We start from the raw sequence: 22097 nt of genomic DNA, 5'->3' as shown, positions 1-22097 counted from the left end.
GGCTGGCACTCTCCCCCGCTCGTCCAGAGCCGCGCCTGCTAGTAGTTCCACTTCGGCCTGGCCACCGTATTTTTCTTCAGCAAATTACGAAACTCTTTCAGATATGGCTCGTTGCTGCGCCCACGCTTGCAGATCGCCGAGAACGGCGACTGGAAGCCAAACTCGTTAGGCAACAGCACCCGCAGCCGGTTCTCTTTGATCCACGGCCAGGCGTAGTGCTCGGGGAGATAGCCGATATATTTCCCCGACAGGATCAGCAGCAGCTGGGCATCCACGGTTTCGACGGTGGCGCTGCCTTTACTAAAGCCACGGCGGCGCAGGTCGCTGGTATTCCAGTAGCTGCGGGTCACCAACGGGCACTGGCTGATCTGATCTTTATCGAGCTGGCGACTGAAGAACATCGGGTGCAGGTCGCTGCAGTAGAGCCAGTGCTGTTCGCGGTACAGCGGCTCGCTGATGATGTTATGCACCTGGGAGTTATAGCTGCCGATCGCCAAATCAATATGGTTATTCAGCACGCCGTTCAGCTGCTCCGCCGGGGTACGGATAATCAGCTTGATATGCACATGAGGAAACTTATCGCTGAAGCTGCGCAGCACCACCGGCAGCGACAGCGCCGTTTCGGTTTCGATCGAGTCCAGCGTCGAGATACAAATCGTGCCGCTGTGTTCGCCCTTCAGCAGCGACGACTGGCGCTCCAGCTCGTTCAGCTCGCTAAGCACCCGAATCGCCTGCTGTAAAAACTGCTGACCTTTCTCGGTCAACGCAAAGCCCCCGCGCCCGCGCTGGCACAGGCTGAACCCGAGCTGCGTCTCCAGCTGAGACATGGCGTTGCTGATCGCTGATACCGAAATCCCCAGCTCCTGCTGGGCCCGGCTGTAGCTCTCAAGGCGGGCCACCGCCTCAAAAACCTGCAGCTGTCGAATGTTGAGACTGCCGTCGTTAAGCATATTTAGTTCACCAATAAATGAACTAAGTATTTACAGCAGACGATTTAAAGTCCAGCACATCTTTCGCACTATCTCCCTGTCGAGCATTTGTGTATCAGATTCAGGAGCTGAAATGGATAACGTCTTTCATCAACCACAGGGTGGCAACGAGATGCCACGTTTTGGCGGCCGCGCAACCATGATGCGCCTGCCATTTATTGAAGATTTACAGGGACTTGATGCGGCATTCGTGGGCATCCCGCTGGATATCGGTACCTCCCAGCGCTCCGGCACCCGCTACGGGCCGCGCTATATCCGTACCGAATCAGTGATGATTCGCCCCTACAACATGGCGACCGGCGCGGCGCCTTTTGAATCCTTATCGGTTGCCGATATCGGTGACGTGCCGATCAACACCTACAGCTTGCTGAAATCGGTGCAGATTATCGAGGATTACTACACGGGATTAAATAGTTTCCCGCTGATCCCGCTGACCCTCGGCGGCGACCACACCATCACCCTGCCGATTCTGCGCGCCCTGACTAAGAAACACGGCCCGGTCGGGTTGATTCATGTGGATGCCCATACTGATACCAACGATGAGATGTTCGGGGAAAAAATTGCCCACGGCACCACCTTCCGCCGCGCGGTGGAAGAGGGCCTGCTGGATCTCAAACGGGTGGTGCAGATTGGTCAACGCGCCCAGGGTTACGCCGCCGGCGACTTCCAGTGGGGCGTCGATCAGGGTTTCCGTCTGGTACAGGCGGAACAGTGCTGGCACAAATCTCTGGCCCCGCTGATGGCCGAAGTACGTGAGCAGATGGGCGATGGTCCGGTTTATCTGAGCTTTGATATCGACAGCCTCGATCCCATCTGGGCGCCCGGCACCGGGACGCCGGAAGTCGGCGGCCTGACCTCCATTCAGGCGCTGGAAATCGTCCGCGGCTGCCGTGGCCTGAACCTGATTGGCTGCGACCTGGTTGAAGTCTCACCGCCCTACGACGTCAGCGGCAACACCTCCCAATTGGCAGCCAACCTACTGTATGAAATGCTCTGCGTGCTGCCCGGCGTGAAATACCCATAAGGATCCAGACCATGCAACTCAAGGTTTTTCGCACGCTCTGGGGCGTCACCACCCCGTGGCAACAAACGCTCAGCGAGCTGAAAGCGGTCGGTTGCTGCGGCATCGAGGCTCGCGTCCCGCTGACCACCGACGCGCGCCAGACGCTGGCCCAACAGTTGCACGAGTCCGCGCTGGAGTACATTGCCATCGTCTTCAGCGGCGGCAGCGTGATCCCGGTGCAGGCCGAGACCCCGCAGCAGCATCTTGAGCGCTTAAAAAGCCGCTTTGATGAGGCAAAGTCGCTGAACCCGCGCTTCGTCAATCTGCTGGCCGGCAACGACCGCTGGCCGCTGGCGCAGCAGGTGGATTTTCTCGGCAAGGCCCACGAGCTGGCAGCGGCGTACGAGCTGACCTGCAGCTTTGAAACCCACCGCGCCACCTCGTTGTACAGCCCGTGGCTGACCCTCGAGATTATCGCCCAGTTGCCGCAGCTGCGATTTACCGCCGACATCAGCCACTGGATCGTGGTCAGCGAGCGCCTGCTGGATGACCCTTGCGATGATTTCAGCGCCTTTATCGACCGCGTGCACCACACCCAGGCGCGCGCCGGTTACGACCAGGGACCGCAGGTGCCTCATCCGGCGGCGCCGGAATATCGCACCGCGCTGGATTTCCAGCAGCGTATCTGGCAGCAAATCTGGCACTCGCAGCGCCAGCGCGGCTATCAGTACACCACGCTGACCCCTGAGTTTGGCCCCGATGGCTATCTGCATCATCTGCCGTTCACCAACGTCCCGATTGCCGACCTGTGGTCGCTGAATGCGTGGATGGCGACCCGGCAACAGCAGCAGTTTGCCGACTTTTTATCCCTCACCGACAAGGAGCTTTAGAGATGAGCGTTGCAAAAAGTTCTTTCACTGAATTACCGACCATTAATATCAGCGCTCTTCTCAGCAACGATCTTGCCGAGCGCCAGGGCGTGGCCGATGCGATCGGCCAGGCGGCGCGTGAAGTCGGCTTTTTCTATATTACCGGCCACGGCATTGCCCCTGAACTGATCGCCGGAGTCCGCAGCGCGGCCAAAGAGCTGTTCGCCCTGCCGATGGATCAAAAAATGCAGTACTACATCGGCCGTTCAGCCAGCCACAAAGGCTATGTGCCTGAAGGGGAAGAGATTTACGGTTCCGGTAAACCGGACCATAAAGAGGCCTTTGATATTGGTTTCCAGGCAGCCGCCGACCATCCGTTTGTGCTGGCCGGTACGCCGCTGATTGGCGCCAACGAGTGGCCGGAACTGGCGGAGTTTCAATCCCGGGTACTGGCCTACTACGAGGCGGTGTTCGCCCTTGGCCATCGCCTGTTTGACGCCTTTGCCCTCGCGCTGGGCCTGCCGGAAGGCTACTTCAAGGAGATGGTCACCTGCCCGCCGGCAAAGCTGCGCCTGATCCACTATCCCTTTGATGCCAGTGCCGAAGATGTTCCCGGTATTGGTGCACACACCGATTACGAGTGCTTCACCCTGCTGCTCGCTGACCAGCCGGGCCTTGAAGTGCTGAATGAAGATAGCGTCTGGATCGATGCGCCGCCGCAGAAGAACGCCGCAGAAGAGGAGGCGTTCGTGATCAATATCGGCGACATGCTGGAAGTGCTGAGCGCTGGCACATTTGTTGCTACAGCACACCGGGTTCGCAAGGTGCCGCAGGAACGCTACTCCTTCCCGCTGTTTTTCGCCTGTGATTACCACACGCTCATCCGCCCGCTGCCGACCTTTTTGGCCGCCGGTGAAGCGGGCGAATACCAGGAATTAAGCATCGGCGAACATATGTGGAGCCAGGCGCTGCAGACCTATCGCTACCTGCGCGAGAAAGTCACTAAAGGCGAGCTGCAATTGCCGGAGCGCGCCCGCGGCACCAACACCTTTGGCCACCTGAAAAAACAAGCACAGCAAAAAACCGTTAATAACCCGTGAGGATAAATGATGAAAAAAACGCTTAAGAAGTTCTCGCGCCGTGTGGCTTTAGCTATCGCCGTCACCGCCTGCTTTTCCCCGCTGACCCACGCCGCAGAGCTGCTGACCAATGGCGTCTTTAAAGTGGGCATGGAGGTCACCTATCCGCCGTTTGAATCTTACGACAGCAACAACAACATCGTTGGCCTCGATCCGGATTTTGCCGCGCTGATTGCCGAGCAGCTGAAAGCCAAACCGCAGCTGATCGATACCAAATTCACCAGCCTGATTTTAGGCATTGGTAAGAAGTACGACGCGGTGATCTCCGGGATGTATATCACCCCGGAACGCCTGAAACAGGCCGATGCGATCCCGTATGCCCTGTCCGGCGCAGCGATCGTTGCCCTCAAAGGCGGCGATGTACAGCCGAAGACGGAAGATGAGTTGTGCGGCGTGAAGGTGGGCCTGCAGCAGGGAACCTCGTGGGTGACCAGCCTGAAAACCCACTCTGATGAGTACTGCCTGAAAAACGGCAAACCGGCGATCGCTATTTCGGAGTTCCCGACTTCACCGGAAGTCTCCCAGGCCCTGCTGTCGAAAAATATCAGCGCGCAAGTCGAAATCGCCCCGGCGGCGCAGATCATCGTCGATAAAAGCCGTGGCCGCCTGGCCATCAGCTCTACGCGACTGGTGTATCCATTACCGCTGGGGATTTATGTCGCCAAAGGCAATAGCGAACTGGTGACCGCGATTAAAACGGCGCTGGCCACCTTAAAAGCCAACGGCAAATATGACGCCATCATCAAGAAATACAATTTAGAACGCATCGATTAATACAATAAAACCATAAGAAACAGGAGTCGGTATGGAGTTCGATTGGGGATACTTTTTCTCATTATTTAGCGTTGGGGCATTCTGGCAGGCGTGTGTCACGGTGGTGGTCGTCAGTTCATTGTCCTGGTTTATTGGCCTGATACTGGGTTTTCTTTTAGCCTGCGCCAAGCTCTCCGGCCCGCGCTGGCTGAAGGTTCCCGTCGAACTCTATATTTGGTTTTTCCGCAGCGTGCCGTTAATGGTGCTGCTGGTATTTGTCTATAACCTGCCGCAGCTCTTCCCGGTGACCCAGCCGTTGCTCGGTATTCCGTTTATTGCCGGATTGGTGTCAATGACCGTCACCGAAGCGGCCTATATGGCGGAGATCCATCGCGGCGGTTTACTGTCGGTGGCCAAAGGGCAAGGCGAAGCCGGTCACGCATTAAGCTTCAGCTTTATCGGGATCCAACGCTTAATTATTATTCCGCAGGCGTTTCGGATTTCGTTACCCACGCTGATTAACGAATACATCACCATTATTAAGCTCAGCTCGATTCTGTCGGTCATTTCATTACCGGAACTGCTGCTCACCGGCCAACGGCTGTATGCGCAGAACTTCCTCGTGATGGAGACGCTGCTGGCGGTCGCGGTTTACTACGTGATGGTGGTGACTCTCTTTACCTGGCTGTTCCGGGCGCTGGAAAACATGCTGGATATTCAGCAAAAGCGTCCGCAAACCTACAACGACGCCGAGTGTGATGCCCTGCGCAGTACCCTGAAGGCACCACAGCAAACCGTCAAAGCCGAATCCACCAGCGGCACGCCGCCGGCGCTCGACCTGCGGGCTATCGAAAAATCCTGGGGCCAGCATCAGGTGCTGAAAGGCATCGACCTGAAAGTCGAAAACGGCCAGGTCATCAGCATCATCGGGCCATCCGGCTCCGGTAAAACCACCCTTATCCGCACCATCAACGCCCTTGAAAGCATTGATGCCGGGGAGATCGTGCTGTACGGCGAAGACTACCTCAAAGGGGCGGCAATCGTCGATAAACCGCAGATGCGCGCCGGCGTGCGCCGTATCGGCATGGTGTTCCAGAGCTTTAACCTGTTCCCCCATCGCACGGTGCTCGACAACGTAATGCTCGCCCCGCTGTACCACAAGCTGGTTGACCACGACGTCGCCAAAGCGCAGGCCCTTTATTTGCTGGACCGCGTCGGGCTGCTGGCCCATGCCGAGAAATACCCGTGGCAGCTCTCCGGCGGCCAGCAACAACGCGTCGCCATCGCCAGGGCGCTGGCCTTAAAACCGGACATCATGCTGTTTGACGAGCCCACCTCGGCGCTGGATCCGGAACTGGTTGGCGAAGTGCTGAAGGTTATCCAGTCCCTCGCCCGCGAAGGGATGACGATGCTCATCGTCACCCATGAGATGGACTTCGCATTATCGATTTCTGACCGGGTGGTGATGATGGAAAACGGCGTCGTAGTCAGCGATGTCCACCCGCAGCGCATTCGTGATAACGCGGATGGCCCGGCGCTCGGCCGCATACGTGAATTTATGGGAGTGCAATAAATGACGACTGAACGTGAACTACGCCAGGATCTGGCAGCCGCCTACCGCCTTGCGGCGCTGTTTGGCTGGGAAGATACGCTCTACACCCACTTTTCTGTACGCCTGCCCGGCGACGGCGAACCGCGCTTTCTGATTAACCCGTTCGGCATGATGTTCGATGAGGTGACCGCCAGCAATCTGATCGTCGTCGATATGCTGGGGAAAGTGGTGGCAGGCCACGCCCCGGCAAACTCCGCCGGGTTTACCATCCACAGCGCGGTGCATATGGCACGGGAAGATGCGCATTGCGTCATCCACACCCATACGCTGCCGGGAATGGCGGTCGCCGCCTGTCAGGATGGCTTACTGCAGCTCAACCAGATCAGCACTGAGTTTTATCAGCGTGTCGGCTATCACCCCTATGAAGGTGTTGCCTTTGACCTCGACGAGCGTGCGCGCATTCAGCGCTCGCTGGGGGATAACATCGCCATGATCTTACAGAGCCACGGGCTACTGTCGGTAGGGCGCACCGTTGCCGATGCGTTTTACATCATGTACTACCTCAACCGCGCCTGCGAAATTCAGATGGCAACCGCGCAGCTGGCCCCGCTCAGCCCGATCCACACCATCCCGCCCCACCTGAGCCAGCACGCCTGCGAGCAGCTGATGGGCGTGGAGCATGAGCGCCAACAGGTGTGGCAGGCATGGTTGCGCCGCCTCGACCGTCTCGACACTTCTTATAAAGACTAACGCCTATGCCAAACCTGACTATCGTCGTCGATTGCAACGACCAGAACTATGCCCGCGAGATTTGCGACGCGTTGCAGCGTTTCCCCGAAGTGACTGCGGTGCTGCCCGATCATCCGGCCGCCAGCGACGCGCAGTATGCCAGCTGCTGGTTCCCCGACCCGAACCTGCTGACCCGTTCGCCGGCCCTGCAATTAATCCAGGCCGCATCGGCAGGCGTGGATCATCTCCCGGAGGCGGTTTTCGCCAGCGACGTTCCATTATGCCGGGTCGTCGATGAAGATTTTCGCCACGGGATGTTCGAGTATGCGCTGTGGGGCGTGTTGTGGTTCCAGCGCCATTTTGACCGCGCCCTGGCGCATCAACGCCAGCGGGTCTGGAAAATCGATCCTCAGCGCGCCGCCGCCGATTTTCACGTCGGGGTGATGGGACTGGGGGAGATCGGCGGATACATCGCCAGCCATCTCGCCGAACTCGGCTATCGCGTTTCCGGCTGGGCGCGCAGCGAGAAGCAGCTCGCCGGCGTCCAGTGCTATCACGGCGAGGCCCAGGCCGGGGCCTTTTTGGGCAAGCTGGACGCGTTAATCAATATTTTACCGCTCACCGAGCAGACCCGCGGGATCCTTGCGCAGCCGTTGTTCGACCAGCTTCCGCCAGGCGCGGTGCTGATCAACTGCGGACGCGGCGAGCATATGGTCAATAACGATGTGGTGCAGGCGCTGGATAGCGGTCAACTGGCGGGGGCGGTGCTGGATGTCTTCCCGGTCGAGCCGCTGCCCCAGGATGACCCGCTCTGGAGCCATCCGCAGGTGGTGGTCACGCCGCATATGGCCTCCATCGCCCCGGTTGAGGTGATTGCCCGCCAGCTGCTGGACAATATTCAGCGCCAGCAGCACGCTCTGCCGCTGAAAAATCTGGTCAATAAACAGAGCGGGTATTAACACATTTTTGTAGAGCAATCCCCGGTGTGCATGATAAGCAACTGCTACGCTTAAGGGTCTGTTTCATCCACCATAAGGCCAACATTATGCACATTGATCTAGCGGGGAAAGTGGCGCTGGTGACCGCCTCAACGGCCGGCATTGGCTTCGCGATTGCCAAAGGACTGGCCGCCAGCGGCGCGGAGGTTATCGTTAACGGGCGTAGCGAGCGCAGCGTCAGCGAAGCTATCGCCCGTCTGCAAAATGACGTCCCTGGCGCCCGGCCGCGTGCCGCGGTGGCCGACCTTAGCGGCGCCGACGGAGTCGCGCAGCTGCTACAGGCCGTCACCGGCGTGGATATTCTGGTCAATAACGCCGGAATTTACGGACCGCAGGATTTTTACGCCACCGATGACGCCACCTGGGAAAACTACTGGCAGACCAACGTCATGTCCGGCGTGCGGCTGTCGCGCGCCCTTCTGCCGGCGATGGTCCAGAAAGGCTGGGGCCGGGTGGTCTTTATCTCCTCCGAATCGGCACGCAATATCCCGGCGGACATGATCCATTACGGCGTCACCAAAACCGCCCAGCTCTCGCTGGCGCGCGGGCTGGCGAAATTCGTTGCCGGTAGCGGCGTCACGGTTAACAGCGTGCTGCCCGGCCCGACGATCTCCGACGGTTTCGCCGAGATGTTAAAAGAAGAGGTCGCGAGAACCGGCCAGCCGCTGGATCAGCTCGCCAAAGATTTTGTGATGACCCATCGCCCCAGCTCGGTGATCCAACGAGCGGCCTCGGTTGAAGAGGTGGCAAACATGGTGGTCTACGTCTGTTCAACCCAGGCTTCCGCCACTTCCGGTGCAGCGCTGCGCGTTGACGGCGGCGTGGTGGACGATATTATCTGACGGCGTTACGCCCGCCCGCACCATCGCGGTCGGGCGGGTTATTCCTCTATTACTTCGCCTTGTCATCCGTAATGCCGTAGGCGGCATACTTCTGCAACAACGCCTGGTACTCCCCATTGTCGCGCAGCGTTTGCAACGCCGTCGCGAACTGCTGCGCCAGCGCCTGGTTGCCCTTGCCAACATAAATCCCCAGCGTTTGCGGATAGATGGTCTGCGGAGAGCTGACCTTCAGACGCCCTTTGCTACGCTGGGTAAACAGACTGACCACCCCGGCGATATCCACCTGAGCCTGAATATTGCCGGACAGCAGCGCCTGCAGGGTTTCCGGCGAAGTCGGGAACTCTTTGATCTCGATAGCCCCTTTACCCTGCTGCTGGCAATACCCGGCCGACAGCTCCTGCAGCTTTTTCACCCATGAGGTTCCCTGCTGAAGACCGACGCTTAAGCCACACAGATCGTTTTCCGTTTTCGGCGTCACGTGGCTGTCGCTGCGCACCATGATATAGGCCCCGGTATTGGCATAGGGGATCGCATCCGCCTGGCGAGTACGCTCCGGGGTGATATAGAGTGCGGAGATCACCGCATCCTGACGTCCGCCGTTCAGGCCGAGGATCAGACTGCTGAACTTAGTGTCCACCAGCTGCAACGTCAGGCCCATTTTCTCGCTGAGCAGCGCCGCCAGCTCGGCATCAAAACCGACGATCTTGTCATCCTGCCAGGACTCAAAAGGCGGATAGGCCACCTCCATGGCGACTTTCATTTTTCCCGGCGCAAGCAACGTCTGCGCGGCCTGAGCCGACGATGCCAGCCCCAACGCCAGCAGCACGCTGGCGAGAGTACGTAATACAAAAGGTCTTTTCATCTGTCGGACTCCGTTCAGGAAGCGATACGCCGATGGTGGGCATCGGCAAGCTGGCACAGCAGTTCAAACATCAGGGTCGCGCCGGTCAGGCTGGTGAGATTGCCCTGGTCAAACGGCGGCGACACCTCGACAAGATCCGCGCCGATCAGGTTCAGTCCGGCAAGCTGGCGAATGCAGCGCTGTCCCTGGATCGTGGTCATACCGCCAATTTCCGGAGTCCCGGTGCCGGGAGCATAAACCGGATCCAGCACGTCAATATCGAAGCTAATGTAGGTCGGCCGATCGCCAACGATCTCACGCGCCCGTTGCATGACTGCGTCGATACCCAGCTCGTTCACCTGTTCCATACGGAAAATAGTGATGCCGTTTTCCTCCGCCCAGCAGTGTTCGTCTTCAGAGAACAGCGCGCCGCGAATGCCGATTTGCACCGTCCGCCGGGGGTCGAGCACACCCTCTTCTACGGCGCGACGGAACGGGGTGCCGTGGGTAAAACGCTCGCCACCAAAGTAGCTATCGTTGGTATCCGAGTGAGCATCAAAATGGATCATCCCCAGCGGCTTATCCCGCCCCAGCGCCCGCAATACGGGCAAGGTGGTGAGATGGTCGCCTCCCGCCGTTAACGGCATAACACCCTGCTGGGCGAGGTCGCGATACCTGGCTTCAATGCGCGCCATGCTGTCCTGCACATCCATGGGGTTAATGCGCACGTCGCCCAGATCGCCCACCCGCGCAAAATCATAAGGGGAACGGCGGGAGACCGGATGAACCCGGCGCACCAGGCTCGACGCATTACGTAGCTCGCGCGGCCCATGGCGGGTACCCGCGCGGTTGGTCGTCCCCCCATCCCACGGCACGCCCACAACAGCGATATCCAGATCGGCAGCCTGTGGCGCAAAGGGAAGACGGAAAAAAGTCGGTAGTCCGCTGAAACGCGGGATGTCGCCATCCTGCGGTTGCGGATAGGCCTGTTCAGGGACGAATGTCATTGCGGTATCTCCATGGCTTTTCGGGTCGATGCAGAGATACTGCGCAACGGGATGCTGAGAAAAAATAGTCAAAGCTAAAAAATTAGTTTAGAAAAATAAAAACAATTCCCGGGGCTTACAGCGGAGCATCCTCTTATGTCAGTTGGTAAATTTCCGAATCTGCGCCTGCTGCAGGTTTTTATTACGGTGGCAAAATATCAGGGCTACGCCAATGCGCAGCAGGAGCTTAACCTGACGGTCTCCGCCATCAGCAACTATATGAGCGAGCTTGAAGAGAAGCTTGGTATCACCCTGTGCCGCCGGGGAAGAGGTGGTTTTTCGCTGACCGAAAAAGGCGAAACCGTACTGCAGCAAAGCATTGAGCTGATCGATTCGATGGAGCATTTCGAGCGCAGCACCGCCATGCTGCGCGGCGACCAGAGCGGGATTTTTAATCTTGGGGTGATTGATTCAACGATCACCGACCCGATGCTGCCGATGAGCAAGATTATCGCCAGCTTCAGCGAACGCTACCCGCTGGTGCATATCAACCTGCAGGTCAGAAGCCCGAACGCCCTGCTGCAAGGGGTATTGAATAACGAGCTGGATCTGGCGATCGGTACCTTCTCGATTCAGGCTAACAGCGTGGTCTCTCACCCGCTCTATCGCGAGCAAAACTGGCTCTACTGCGCCGACAACCACCCGCTATTTACGGTGAAACATCCAACTGAAGCGTTAATTTCACAGATGCGGATGGTGACCCGTAGCTACTGGAGCAGCAGCGATTTGGGGCGTAAAGGCTTTAAACAGAGCGTTGCGAGTGCGGAAAGCATGGAAGCCCAACTGATGCTGATTCTGTCCGGGAAATACGTCGGCTATTTACCGGAGCACTACGCCTTGCCGTGGGTGCAATCGCAACGTCTGCGCGCCCTGCTGCCAACGGAGTACGGCTACCAGGCGCCCTTTTCGCTGATTTTTCGCCGCGGCCGCAGCAAAGAGACGTTAATCCGCGCGATACGGGACAACGTCCGCGCCGAGATCAAGGCGCGGAAACGTTAGCGCCAGGCCCTCAGGCAAGGCGCGCAGCGCTGAGCGCTACTCGTGGATCTTCCATTTTTGCTTGAGGATATTTTTATCCTGGCGGTCCAGCCACTGATTGACCTTTTCCAGCAGCGGCTGATTATCTTTATTCATCATATAGACTTTAAAGCTGGCGGTACCCGGGAACGGCTTATCGGTGGCAACACAAAAGACGCCGGGCTCTTTACTCTGGTAATAAAACCCTTCAATCAGGTCGGTGACCATCATATCGGCGGTTTTCTGGCGCAGCGCCTCCAGGTTATCGACGTTATTTTTGACTCTGATGATCTGCGCGTGTTTGATATGCGCATCGACATAGCTCTGGTTGGTGCCGCCCGGATTCACAATCACTTTGACCGTCGGCTGGTCTATCTTCTCCAGGCTGCCGAGCGCCGGAGCCGCGATACAGTTTGCCAGGGCAATTTTGCCGTTCGCCACCACCGGATGACTAAGCGCAAAATCCTTCGCCCGCTCCGGGGTCTCGGTCACGCCGCCCATCGCAATATCAAATTTATCGGCTTTCAGGTCACTGGAGAGCGTTGGCCAGCTGGTCAGCACAAAGGTGACCTTTAGCCCCAGTTTCTGACCGAGATCCTTCGCCATATCGACGTCGTATCCGCGAAGTTCACCCGCCTCGTTGTGAAATGCCAACGGAGCGTAATCTCCCGGTACGCCGACTTTCAGCTCACCGCTGTGTTGGATCGTCGACATATCGCGCGCCTGACTGCTACCGGCAACACTCACCAGTACACAGGCAAGACAGACCTTAAGGTTCATACCATCATCCTTATCAATGTGTTAGTTAGGGTACTTTTCCGCGTTATTAGACCGCGTTTTATGAGGTGATTGCCGGGGGGCAACCCTGATGATTTGTTAATGGTATGTTTTATTTTTATGCTGCACAACCGGAAGCGCCGTCCCTGCACGGCGCGTCAGATTAGTTATATTCGATGGCGAAAGTGACCTGGCCGTTCGCCCGTCCGGGAGTCACCACAGTGCTGGTTTGCACGTACTGGGCGGTGTAATTGATGTTCTCCGCGCTGGCGGCATTGCTGGCAGGCATATGTTTTAGCACCGGCAGGTTGCTGGCTTCATTGATTTTTACCGCGGTCCCGGCAGAGGGTGCCGGTGCCGGATTATTGCCGTAGCTCAGTTTGATGCCGACGCCGCTGGCGGCCCCGTCAACTTTTGCCAGCGCCAGGGTATCGCTAAGACTGGGGTCGGCGGTGATGCCAAAAAAGCCAATCCGGATATCGGTCGGGGTGGTGCAATAGACCGGAATACTGAAGGTCTGCGCCGTCCCGGCGGTTGTCGTCTGGCCTTTGAACGCCGCTTTATTGACGGTCCCCAGATTTACGTTGATGGTCGGGCGGGTCACCTGACAGCTGCCGCTGGCACCAATGTCAACGTTGAGCGCCCCGAGGTCGATACTCACCGGCGCGCTGGCGGTGTGGGCCCCACCGCTGACGTCCTGCTTCTCGATCGTTAAATTACCGACCTGCGGCTGCGCCGGAACGCTGGCATGGTTGCCGCTCACCAGCGCCACGTCGCCGGTTTTGTAAAAGGTAATATAGGCTTTGACCACGGTTTCTCGCTGGCTCAGCAACGCCGACAATTGCGAACTATCGCATACCGTCATGGACTCGCTGCCGGCAGGCGCATGACTGCCATCAATGTAGCGTACCGGGCCGCCGCTGCACTGAAATCCCAGCGAATAACCGATACCACTAAGGGCCGAGGGATAAACATGCTGGCCGTTAATCACCAGCGGCGTTCCGGTGCTGTTTTGCCGGTAGACAATCTGTTTCCAGACCGCGGTGGGCAGTTGCAGATCGCAGACAAAATGAATACCGCTACCGTTATCGGCCATGGCGTTGGTCATCTGCGTGTTGACGGGCAGCGTAGGCAGATAGCGAATATTCGGCACGTTAATCGTCATCTGTCCGACGCTGCCGCTGCAGCTTTCACTCCAGCCATAGTGGCTGTAAATCCCTGCCATCAGCAGGAACACCAACTGCATTATTCTAAAGCCGCGACGCATGGCTGCTACTCCTCTACTCACTGGCAAAAACCGCTGAAGGTTTTGACGTTGTTCTGCTGTTGCTGACTGGAAAGATGGAAATGCACAGCGCATCTCCGCGAGAGGTTATTCTGGGTCCAGCGCACGTCAAGCGTGCCTTCATCCGGGATACCACTGAGATACACCTGACCGCTATCGGCGACCATCCCCTGCGGCGCTGATCCCGTCTCGTCCTCTTCCTGACGCAGCTGAGCGCTGGCGCCAAACGGAATCGCCCCCTCATGATTGCGCAGGGTGAACAGCACGCGATTGCCAATGTGGGTCTGGTAGTTCGCCATCACCACCGCGCCACCGCCGGGGATCACCGTCTGTCCCTGCAGATCGACATCGGTATCGTTGGTCATCGATTCGGTATCCAGGGTGATGGTGTTTTTGCGATAGACCGTTAACGTCGGCACGACTGCGTAACCCCGTGCGTCGGTGTGAACATTACTGCCGTTCTGAATCGCCACATCCGCCGCCCCAGGTGCCCGCACAATGGCAAAGCTGTCGCCGACGGGTTGCCCCAACGTGACGCCATGGGGGTGCGCCACGATGGAACCGGAAGCACCCCATGTCAGCTGATTGCTCTCACTGTCATGGCGGTAGCCCAACTGGGCGCTGCCGTAGCCGCCGTGGTAATCCAACGCGGCGCTGCTGTTACTCCCCTGCCCGGCGTTGGCGTAGCCTTGCTGCACCGAGTAATAGAGGTTCGAACTGTGCGGCATTACGCCGTACATCGAGACCTGCTGTGAGGAGTGGCCATTGTTGTCGGAAGTGGTGCTGTAGCTCACCGAGCTTTCCGCCAGCCAGCCGCTGAGCGGAATATTGAGATTCAATGACCAGGAGCGGTCCGCGCGCTCCCGGTCGGAGGATTGGGTGTAGTAGTAGCCGACGCCCCAGGAGATACCTTTCCAGGCGCTATAGAAACCGAGATGTATCGTTTCATCGCGGCTGTTGCTGTGCCAGTAATCTTGCGAGTAGGCAGACACCGCCAGGCTGCTGGCCGCGCCAAAGGACTGAGCAATTGAGAGCTCTTCCCGGCTGCGTTTGTTATCGACCATCTGGCTCTGGCTTTCGAGCGCATTCGCTTCACTGAAGTCGTAATAGCCGCTCGAAGAGTAACGATAGCTGGCGAGGCTGAATGAGGTTCCGGTCCGGGCAAAATCCTTCTGATACTGCACGCGGAACGAATGGCCGGTAAAATGTTTATCCGACGGGGTGGCGGTGTTGGCCCAGGTCAGGTCACCGCCGAGCGATCCCAGCTCGCCAAAGCCGCGCCCGATACCCATCGCCCAGGCCTGATAATCCTGCGCCAACTGCGTGCCGCCGTACAGGGTGACCGATGCGGGCAGCCCATAGAATAACGTGCCCTGAATAAACTCCGGTGACCGGACGTCGTTCTGGTCGGAGTGATAGCGCCCGCCGCTGAGGCTGAATTTAGCCCGACCTTCACGCAGCATAAACGGCACCGCGGAATAGGGTTGGGTGAACGAGCGCACCGAACCGTCGCTCTCCTTCACCTGCACTTCAAGGTCGCCGCTTTGTGCCGTCGGATAGAGGTCTTTAATCGCAAAGGCCCCCGGCGAGACGAAGGTTTCGTAGATCACGTAACCATGCTGCAGCACCGTCACTTTGGCATTACTGTGGGCCATGCCGCGGATCACCGGCGCAAAGCCGCGCTGGCTGTCCGGTAGCATTTCGTCATCGGACATCAACTGCACGCCACGAAACGGCACGCTATCGAAAACTTCGCCGGTCGTGAAGGTATCGCCAATGCGCAGCAGGCTCTTAAGGGGGGCCACATCGCGTTGAACATAGGTACTTTGCGAATGCCAACGGTAATGCTGGTCATACTGCATCGAGGAGATATTGCGCAGCCGCCAGGCGCCAAAATTAGCCCCGCTGCGTAAATTCAGGTAGCTGGAACGGCTCTGTTCTTCGGACTGCCGGGTCTGCGCTCCGGTCAGGTTATAGTTAACAAACGCGGCCGGTACGCCTTCATCCCAACGTGACGGGTCGACATAGCCACGGCTCTGGGTATTCATCGCCGCCTGTGGAATGCTTAAATTCAGTCGCTGGGTGGCGAAATCAAACTGGCTGCTGGCATTCGGAATGTAGTGTTCAATCCGGGTGAAGGTCTCACCGTCATGCAAGGCGTTAAAGGATGAGAACGCGCTGACGTTCACCCCAAAATCGACCAGCTGCGCCGGGGTCAATACCGGTTGTAATGCCCCGTGGTCTTCGACAAAAATGACCGACCCCTGGCCGATTTCCTGATTGTTGACCCAGATGCTCACCGGATAAGTGCCGGGCTGCTGCCCGCCGGATTTGGCGAAATAGTGTAAGTCCGCCATTTTTTGCTGCGGATTGGCAAACTCAAGGGCCGCGGGGTCGAAATAATCATCGGCCCATACCGCGGCGCTGTGGCACAACAAACACAACAGGGGTGGCATACTGGCGAGCAGCCGGGCATCCCCATAAGGGGACGCTTTCACAGCATTGCTGTGAACGATAACTGGGGATCTTTTTTTCACAATAGCTGACCTGGCGATGCTAAGCGCAAAAATTACTGCTGGGCATAATCCGTAATCCCGCCAAAATCATTTATGGCGCGCCATTTCACTACTCCGGAACCGCTTACCGGCCACGTTTTGCTGGCTAACGGAGCGATCATTCCCGGTTCTTCGACCGTTTTTCCGCCCACCGAAATCGTAAAAAAGGAGACAAAATATGGCGTCGGGTTCTGCGCAACCAGTCGGTTACCGATCACCTTAAAAATCAATGACTGCCAGGCTTTGCTCGGATCGCCCGCCAGACCATTCGGCCGATAGAAAATCTTAAATTTCGACTTAATATTGACCTGTAATTTATTGGTGTCCCCTTGCTGCGTCGGGGAAATACTTTTCACATTTAACCAAAACACGGATTCGCGATCGCGGGGCAGCGCTTTGCCAATGAAATTAATTCGCAATACGTTTTCTTGTTCAGGGTCGAGACGAAACAACGGCGGTGTAACAATAAAAGGCACCGGGCTGGTATCTTTTTCCGTATAGTTCTCCACCCACGACTGCACCAGATAAGGTGAATGAGTATCGGCATTCGTCACGGACAGAGAGGCTTCGCGCTTTCCTTCAGGATAAATAACCCGCGTCCCCCCCATCACAATACCGGCCTGAGCCGTGGTAGCGACCAACAGAATAAAAGCAGCAGTGATGCCAGCCAGAGTATATTTCATCATCACAATCATCAAATAACGGTTTAAATACAACCGTAAAACACAAGACACATCCAAAATACAAAAAGAAAATGAGCAGGTATTCCTGCTCATTGATTTCTTAGTTGTACACCATATTGAAGTTAGCAGTTCCGTTTGCCGCACCGGCGCTCACCGCACTGGTGGAGATATAATCGGCGAAGAATTCCAGATCGGCCGTACCGGTGCTGGCGCCGCTGGTCCCGGCAACCACGTTCTGGTCGCGAGAGACGGTGCCAAGGTTAATCGGCGTGGATTTATCATCTTCGTACAGTTTGATCGCCACACCCTGTGCGCCGCCGTTCACCGCCAACAGGTCGCTGTTGTTGGTATCCCGGGTACCATCGAACAGCACCGATACTTTGGTGACCGAGCTCGGGCAATCTTTGACTTTAATATGGAAGGCGGTTTTGGTGGTTTCAGAGCCTGCGCCAGCAAAGAAGCTGCTCGCCCATTTGCCCAGGTCAACAACCTGATTGGCGCTGGTGCTCTCGATGTTACAGGAGGTGTCGGTAATGGATCCGGTGAACTCGACCTGACCACCCGTACCTTGCGTACCGCTGCCAGAACCCGGATTAACGGTCACGCCGGAAGGTGCAGATTGTGCGGGACTTGCCATTACAACGCCGGATACCAGAGCACCAACCATCGTTGCCATAATACAAAACTTGGTTTTCATTTTTTATCTCATTGCTAACAGATCTTTATGACAGATAAAGCTCAGAAACAGTATGTTTGAGCACCTCTGCTTTCCGTTTCTCCATGTTAAGAATATGCGCGTTCCATCAGCAGGATATTAAATGGTCGACAATATACCCTGTTCGATTTATTGCATCAGCATCGACAAATAAACCGTAAAAACAGGAAAGGAAAAACACATTTAATATTAAACGAAATGTTATTCCTGCAAGAAATAAAACGCAATATCTTGTTATGTTAATGAAATGATGTTTTATTTTACCAATGAAATAAAATTAATATAGCTCGTCAAAATTGTTAATTTTAGAACCCAAAAAACCCAACAGCATAACAGGGCCACGCAACAAATTACCGCACCAGTTAACAACCTCAACAAAAACCGCCCCTGTTTTGCCGTTTTATTTCTGTGACGTGGCAAGAGACAACTCAGGATTTAAGAATATTCTTAGTTACAGTCACCCCCTTTTATTTGTCACATTAGAAACCATAATTGCACTAATAAATACCACTTATAACTATCCTGACATTTCATATTTCAAATGAAAGTTTTAATTGAATGAATTTCACGCACGGCTGCTAATGTTATTTCATTGTAATTAATCCTAAGCCGGGATCTGAATGACAAATAATGGTACATGCGCACCATAAAAAAACCCGCCACGGCAAACGCCAGTGACGGGTTGTCTCGAACATTTCACAGTGAAATGCGCGGTAAAATATGCAATTAAAACAGCCCTAACGGCGCGGTGCCGTAGCTCACCAGCAGGTTTTTGGTCTGCTGATAGGCATCAAGCGCCATTTTGTGAGTTTCGCGGCCCACTCCTGACTGCTTGTACCCGCCAAACGCCGCATGTGCCGGATAGACGTGATAGCAGTTAGTCCAGACGCGACCGGCCTTGATCCCACGGCCCATTCGGTAGGCCAGATTGGTATCCCGGGTCCAGACGCCGGCGCCAAGACCAAACTGGGTCTGGTTAGCGATGGCCAGCGCTTCCGCTTCATCTTTAAAGGTGGTCACGCCAATCACCGGGCCAAAAATTTCTTCCTGGAAACTGCGCATTTCATTGCGCCCCTTGATCAGGGTTGGCTGAATGTAATAGCCATTGTCCAGCTCGGCGGCAATACTGGCGCGTTCGCCACCGGTCAGGATCTGGCCGCCTTCTTCACGGGCAATCTTGATGTAAGACAGGATCTTATCGAACTGCTGACGTGACGCCTGTGCGCCGATCATCGTATCGGTGTCAAAGGGGTCGCCGCGACGGATCTGCGCCACTTTGGCCATCACCCGCTCCATAAACGGTTCATAGATCGATTCATGGATCAGCGCCCGCGACGGACAGGTACAGACTTCGCCCTGGTTAAAGAAGCCGAGAACCAGCCCTTCCACCGCCTTCTCAATAAACTCTTCTTCGCCATCCATCACGTCGGCGAAGTAGATATTCGGCGACTTACCGCCCAGCTCAACGGTGCAAGGAATAATATTCTCCGCCGCGCAGGCCAGAATATGCCGCCCGACCGGGGTGGAGCCGGTAAAGGCAATTTTGGCAATGCGCTTGCTGGTCGCCAGCGCTTCACCGGCTTCTTTACCGAAGCCCTGCACCACGTTCAACACGCCCGCCGGGAAGATATCGCCAATCAGCTCCATCAACAGAGTGATGCTCAGCGGCGTTTGCTCTGCCGGCTTGAGTACCACGCAGTTACCGGCCGCCAGCGCCGGCGCCAGCTTCCATGCCGCCATCAGCAACGGGAAGTTCCACGGAATAATTTGCCCGACCACCCCCAGTGGCTCATGGAAATGGTAGGCCACGGTCGTTTCATCGATCTCCGCGGTGCTCCCCTCCTGCGCGCGCAGGCAGCCAGCAAAATAGCGGAAATGGTCGACCGCCAGCGGTAAATCGGCATTGAGCGTTTCACGCACCGGTTTACCGTTGTCCCAGCTCTCGGCAATCGCCAGATACTCGAGGTTTTCCTGGATGCGGTCAGCTACCTGCAGCAGCAGATTTGAACGCTGCTGGACCGATGTTTTACCCCAGGCTTCTGCGGCGCGGTGCGCGGCATCGAGCGCAAAGTCGATATCTTTGGCATCCGAGCGGGGGAATTGTGCAATGTCGCTCCCGTCCACCGGCGAGGTATTCATAAAGAATTCACCACCGATCGGCTCGACAAATTTGCCGTCTATATAGTTACCGTAAGCGGACTTTAATGACACTAAGGCGCCCGGCTTGCCAGGATGTGCATAACGCATTGCAATCTCCTTCTGTAGGGTTGAGGCGCAGCGGCGTATTGGTTTTGTGCTGTTGCCTGCTGCATAAGGAGTAATGCAGGGGTTATGCCAGAGTTTTATGACGATAAAATCATTAATTTATTCATTGCGTTACATAAATATCTTCCGCGGGTGTCGCACTGATGTTTGCTTCTGTGTCGCAAATCGCAACACACAAGAAACCATAAAGCTACAATATTGCAACATCACTTAAGCGGCCATGAGGTGCTCCGTGCAAGGCAATTCGTTTACCCTCGACCCCGAGGCGAAAACCAACCCGTTGCTCAGCGATTCCTGGTATCGTAGCCAGCAGTATGGTCTGGAACCGACGACGGATGATTTTCCGCGCCTGCGCTCCAACGAACTGGCGGATGTGCTGGCCAGCCATACCCGGCTACAGCAGCTCACACAGCCGGTGGTTAACACGCTGTCGCGTAAAGTGGCTGACCTGCAGTCGGTGGTGATCCTCTCTGATGCCAGCGGCCTGGTGCTGCAAACCTTCGGCAACCTGCACGCCATGGAGAAAGCGCAGAGCTTCGCCCTCGCGCCGGGAAACCTGTGGAGTGAAAGCGGTCGCGGGACCAATGCTATCGGCACCGCGCTGGCCATCGACGACAGTTGTGAAATCGAGGGTCGCCAGCACTTTCTCACCAGCAACCAGGACCTCTATTGCGCCGCCATGCCGGTGCAGAGCCCTGACGGAAAAATAGCCGGAGTGCTGGATATTTCCGGCCCGGCGCAGGTGCCGCATCCGCATACCCTCGCGTGGGTGAAAGCGGCGGCCAAACAGATTGAGTACCTGTGGGTTAAGCAGAGCCTGCACCCTCAGCAGTGGCTGATGAGCCTGCATGCAGATCCCCATAAGCTCGACAGTGTCGAAGAGCTGTTGCTGGTCTTTTCCGATAACGTGCTGACCGCCGGCAACCGCCTGGCGATGCGCGATCTGGGTCTCGATCCTGAGCAGTTCGGCCAGGTCACCTTCCAGCAGCTGTTCCCGCAGCTGACGCAAACCGCCGTGAGTATCCCGTTGCCGGTCACCCTACAGCAGCACACCTGCTATTACCGTTTACGCGCCCCGGCTCGCAGTAGCGTGGCGGTGGTGGCCCCGACTCCGGCACCTGAGCCCGAGCCCCTCCGTCTGCCCTTCACCAGTCCGCAGGAAGGGGAAAAACTGTTACGTCTGCTGAATGCCGGCATTGCGCTCTGCATTGAAGGAGAAACAGGATGCGGGAAAGAGTTCGTCAGCCGGGCGCTGCACCAGCACAGCCGCTGGCGAAACGGCAAATTCGTCGCCATCAACTGCGCTGCCATTCCCGAATCGCTGATTGAATCCGAGCTGTTTGGCTACCAGCCGGGAGCTTTTACCGGGGCCAGTAAAAACGGCTATATCGGTAAAATCCGCGAGGCCGACGGCGGGGTGCTGTTCCTTGATGAAATTGGCGATATGCCGATGCTGCTCCAGACGCGCCTGCTGCGGGTGTTGCAAGAAAAAGAGGTGACTCCGCTCGGTGCCAGCCGTAGCGCGGCGGTCAGCTTTGCGGTGATTTGCGCCACCCACCGCAACCTGGCGCAACACGTAACCGAGGGGACCTTCCGCGAGGACCTGCTGTATCGCCTGCGCGAATTTGCCCTCACCATTCCCCCTTTGCGCGAATGGACGACGCTGCCGGCCTTTATTCAGCAGCTCTGGCACGACCTCGGCGCCACCTCGCGCCATGTTCAGCTCTCGCCTGGGCTACTGACACATCTGGCAAGCCTCCCATGGCCGGGTAACGTCCGCCAGTTGCAGAGCCTGATGAAGGTGCTGCTGGCGCTGGCTGACGAGGGGGATGAACTGACGGTGGACGATCTGCCCACCGAATACCAGACGCCACCGACGCAGCCATCACGTGGGTTACAGCAGCACGATGCCCAGTTGATTGCTCAGACGCTGAACACCTTCAACGGTAACGTCAGTAAAGCAGCGCAGGCGCTGGGGGTTGCCCGCAGCACGCTCTATCGCCGCGCGGCACGGCGCGGACAAACTTAACCTGCGAAGG

19 protein-coding genes are annotated in these 22097 nt (G+C 56.9%); 10 read left to right on the top strand and 9 right to left on the bottom strand.

Features of this window, described 5'->3' with window-relative positions:
* Positions 1 to 38 precede the first annotated feature (38 nt).
* Positions 39 to 950, bottom strand: a complete 912-nt coding sequence (locus tag ACMYSP_RS18150; RefSeq protein WP_123756852.1) for a LysR family transcriptional regulator — start codon at positions 948 to 950, stop codon at positions 39 to 41.
* 112 nt (positions 951 to 1062) lie between these two features.
* On the opposite strand from ACMYSP_RS18150, the gene speB (ACMYSP_RS18145) reads away from it, so the two are divergent.
* The 8 genes from speB (ACMYSP_RS18145) (at position 1063) to ACMYSP_RS18110 (ending at position 8874) form a co-directional block, all read left to right on the top strand.
* Entirely contained in the window at positions 1063 to 2013 is a 951-nt protein-coding gene (gene speB, locus ACMYSP_RS18145) for an agmatinase (RefSeq protein ID WP_174510397.1), read from the top strand.
* Positions 2014 to 2024: 11 nt separating this feature from the next.
* Complete coding sequence (locus ACMYSP_RS18140) at positions 2025 to 2882, top strand: sugar phosphate isomerase/epimerase family protein (RefSeq protein WP_434583444.1); 858 nt, start codon at positions 2025 to 2027, stop codon at positions 2880 to 2882.
* 2 nt (positions 2883 to 2884) lie between these two features.
* Positions 2885 to 3961, top strand: coding sequence for an isopenicillin N synthase family dioxygenase (locus ACMYSP_RS18135; protein WP_434583443.1), 1077 nt, complete (start codon positions 2885 to 2887; stop codon positions 3959 to 3961).
* A gap of 9 nt (positions 3962 to 3970) precedes the next feature.
* Complete coding sequence (locus ACMYSP_RS18130) at positions 3971 to 4774, top strand: ABC transporter substrate-binding protein (RefSeq protein ID WP_434587161.1); 804 nt, start codon at positions 3971 to 3973, stop codon at positions 4772 to 4774.
* A 31-nt stretch (positions 4775 to 4805) separates the two neighbouring features.
* Positions 4806 to 6326: an amino acid ABC transporter permease/ATP-binding protein gene (locus ACMYSP_RS18125; RefSeq protein WP_434583442.1), complete on the top strand. Its 1521-nt coding sequence runs from the start codon at positions 4806 to 4808 to the stop codon at positions 6324 to 6326.
* Positions 6327 to 7055, top strand: a complete 729-nt coding sequence (locus ACMYSP_RS18120) for a class II aldolase/adducin family protein (RefSeq protein WP_434583441.1) — start codon at positions 6327 to 6329, stop codon at positions 7053 to 7055.
* A 5-nt stretch (positions 7056 to 7060) separates the two neighbouring features.
* Positions 7061 to 7993 (top strand): 2-hydroxyacid dehydrogenase, encoded by a 933-nt coding sequence (locus tag ACMYSP_RS18115; RefSeq protein WP_434583440.1) that lies wholly within the window; start codon positions 7061 to 7063, stop codon positions 7991 to 7993.
* A gap of 86 nt (positions 7994 to 8079) precedes the next feature.
* On the top strand, positions 8080 to 8874 hold the full coding sequence (locus tag ACMYSP_RS18110) for an SDR family NAD(P)-dependent oxidoreductase (RefSeq protein WP_434583438.1): 795 nt from the start codon (positions 8080 to 8082) through the stop codon (positions 8872 to 8874).
* A gap of 49 nt (positions 8875 to 8923) precedes the next feature.
* Here the strand turns inward: ACMYSP_RS18110 and ACMYSP_RS18105 are convergent, their stop codons facing one another.
* Together ACMYSP_RS18105 and speB (ACMYSP_RS18100) are read right to left on the bottom strand one after the other, a co-directional pair.
* Entirely contained in the window at positions 8924 to 9736 is an 813-nt protein-coding gene (locus tag ACMYSP_RS18105; protein WP_434583437.1) for an ABC transporter substrate-binding protein, read from the bottom strand.
* A 14-nt stretch (positions 9737 to 9750) separates the two neighbouring features.
* A complete protein-coding gene (gene speB / locus ACMYSP_RS18100) occupies positions 9751 to 10722 on the bottom strand; it encodes an agmatinase (RefSeq protein ID WP_434583435.1) in 972 nt (323 codons plus the stop codon).
* A 135-nt stretch (positions 10723 to 10857) separates the two neighbouring features.
* Between speB (ACMYSP_RS18100) and ACMYSP_RS18095 the strand changes: the two genes are divergently transcribed.
* Entirely contained in the window at positions 10858 to 11760 is a 903-nt protein-coding gene (locus ACMYSP_RS18095; protein ID WP_434583434.1) for a LysR family transcriptional regulator, read from the top strand.
* Between the two features lie 36 nt (positions 11761 to 11796).
* Here the strand turns inward: ACMYSP_RS18095 and ACMYSP_RS18090 are convergent, their stop codons facing one another.
* The 6 genes from ACMYSP_RS18090 to exaC all read right to left on the bottom strand — a co-directional run bounded on the left by ACMYSP_RS18090 (position 11797) and on the right by exaC (position 20040).
* Entirely contained in the window at positions 11797 to 12558 is a 762-nt protein-coding gene (locus tag ACMYSP_RS18090) for a transporter substrate-binding domain-containing protein (protein ID WP_434583432.1), read from the bottom strand.
* Positions 12559 to 12718: 160 nt separating this feature from the next.
* Entirely contained in the window at positions 12719 to 13822 is a 1104-nt protein-coding gene (locus ACMYSP_RS18085; protein WP_434583430.1) for a fimbrial protein, read from the bottom strand.
* Positions 13823 to 13839: 17 nt separating this feature from the next.
* Positions 13840 to 16296 carry a fimbria/pilus outer membrane usher protein gene (locus ACMYSP_RS18080; protein WP_434587159.1) on the bottom strand — a complete coding sequence of 819 codons (2457 nt, stop codon included), beginning with the start codon at positions 16294 to 16296 and terminating at the stop codon, positions 13840 to 13842.
* Positions 16297 to 16409: 113 nt separating this feature from the next.
* On the bottom strand, positions 16410 to 17081 hold the full coding sequence (locus ACMYSP_RS18075) for a fimbrial biogenesis chaperone (protein ID WP_434587157.1): 672 nt from the start codon (positions 17079 to 17081) through the stop codon (positions 16410 to 16412).
* A 97-nt stretch (positions 17082 to 17178) separates the two neighbouring features.
* Complete coding sequence (locus ACMYSP_RS18070) at positions 17179 to 17775, bottom strand: fimbrial protein (protein ID WP_434583428.1); 597 nt, start codon at positions 17773 to 17775, stop codon at positions 17179 to 17181.
* Positions 17776 to 18519: 744 nt separating this feature from the next.
* The gene (exaC, locus tag ACMYSP_RS18065; protein WP_434583426.1) at positions 18520 to 20040 is read right to left on the bottom strand and encodes an acetaldehyde dehydrogenase ExaC; all 1521 of its coding nucleotides are present in this window, start codon (positions 20038 to 20040) and stop codon (positions 18520 to 18522) included.
* Between the two features lie 250 nt (positions 20041 to 20290).
* Between exaC and ACMYSP_RS18060 the strand changes: the two genes are divergently transcribed.
* Entirely contained in the window at positions 20291 to 22087 is a 1797-nt protein-coding gene (locus ACMYSP_RS18060; protein ID WP_434583424.1) for a sigma-54-dependent Fis family transcriptional regulator, read from the top strand.
* The last annotated feature ends 10 nt before the right edge of the window (positions 22088 to 22097 follow it).

Origin of the sequence: Klebsiella sp. R390 (genome assembly GCF_051131745.1) — a bacterium.
Taxonomy (GTDB): Bacteria; Pseudomonadota; Gammaproteobacteria; order Enterobacterales; family Enterobacteriaceae; genus Klebsiella.
The sequence above is the reverse complement of the archived record's forward strand: the minus strand, read 5'-3'. Positions and strand labels throughout refer to the sequence as shown.

What these genes read in the sequence shown, in the direction of transcription:
- ACMYSP_RS18085 (WP_434583430.1), bottom strand. Translation starts at nt 13,822, where the DNA reads ATGCGTCGCGGCTTTAGAATAATGCAGTTGGTGTTCCTGCTGATGGCA.
- ACMYSP_RS18090 (WP_434583432.1), bottom strand. Translation starts at nt 12,558, where the DNA reads ATGAACCTTAAGGTCTGTCTTGCCTGTGTACTGGTGAGTGTTGCCGGT.
- ACMYSP_RS18070 (WP_434583428.1), bottom strand. Translation starts at nt 17,775, where the DNA reads ATGAAAACCAAGTTTTGTATTATGGCAACGATGGTTGGTGCTCTGGTA.
- ACMYSP_RS18125 (WP_434583442.1), top strand. Translation starts at nt 4,806, where the DNA reads ATGGAGTTCGATTGGGGATACTTTTTCTCATTATTTAGCGTTGGGGCA.
- speB (WP_174510397.1), top strand. Translation starts at nt 1,063, where the DNA reads ATGGATAACGTCTTTCATCAACCACAGGGTGGCAACGAGATGCCACGT.
- speB (WP_434583435.1), bottom strand. Translation starts at nt 10,722, where the DNA reads ATGACATTCGTCCCTGAACAGGCCTATCCGCAACCGCAGGATGGCGAC.
- ACMYSP_RS18080 (WP_434587159.1), bottom strand. Translation starts at nt 16,296, where the DNA reads ATGCCACCCCTGTTGTGTTTGTTGTGCCACAGCGCCGCGGTATGGGCC.
- ACMYSP_RS18150 (WP_123756852.1), bottom strand. Translation starts at nt 950, where the DNA reads ATGCTTAACGACGGCAGTCTCAACATTCGACAGCTGCAGGTTTTTGAG.
- ACMYSP_RS18105 (WP_434583437.1), bottom strand. Translation starts at nt 9,736, where the DNA reads ATGAAAAGACCTTTTGTATTACGTACTCTCGCCAGCGTGCTGCTGGCG.
- ACMYSP_RS18135 (WP_434583443.1), top strand. Translation starts at nt 2,885, where the DNA reads ATGAGCGTTGCAAAAAGTTCTTTCACTGAATTACCGACCATTAATATC.
- ACMYSP_RS18140 (WP_434583444.1), top strand. Translation starts at nt 2,025, where the DNA reads ATGCAACTCAAGGTTTTTCGCACGCTCTGGGGCGTCACCACCCCGTGG.
- exaC (WP_434583426.1), bottom strand. Translation starts at nt 20,040, where the DNA reads ATGCGTTATGCACATCCTGGCAAGCCGGGCGCCTTAGTGTCATTAAAG.
- ACMYSP_RS18115 (WP_434583440.1), top strand. Translation starts at nt 7,061, where the DNA reads ATGCCAAACCTGACTATCGTCGTCGATTGCAACGACCAGAACTATGCC.
- ACMYSP_RS18075 (WP_434587157.1), bottom strand. Translation starts at nt 17,081, where the DNA reads ATGATGAAATATACTCTGGCTGGCATCACTGCTGCTTTTATTCTGTTG.
- ACMYSP_RS18110 (WP_434583438.1), top strand. Translation starts at nt 8,080, where the DNA reads ATGCACATTGATCTAGCGGGGAAAGTGGCGCTGGTGACCGCCTCAACG.
- ACMYSP_RS18120 (WP_434583441.1), top strand. Translation starts at nt 6,327, where the DNA reads ATGACGACTGAACGTGAACTACGCCAGGATCTGGCAGCCGCCTACCGC.
- ACMYSP_RS18130 (WP_434587161.1), top strand. Translation starts at nt 3,971, where the DNA reads ATGAAAAAAACGCTTAAGAAGTTCTCGCGCCGTGTGGCTTTAGCTATC.
- ACMYSP_RS18095 (WP_434583434.1), top strand. Translation starts at nt 10,858, where the DNA reads ATGTCAGTTGGTAAATTTCCGAATCTGCGCCTGCTGCAGGTTTTTATT.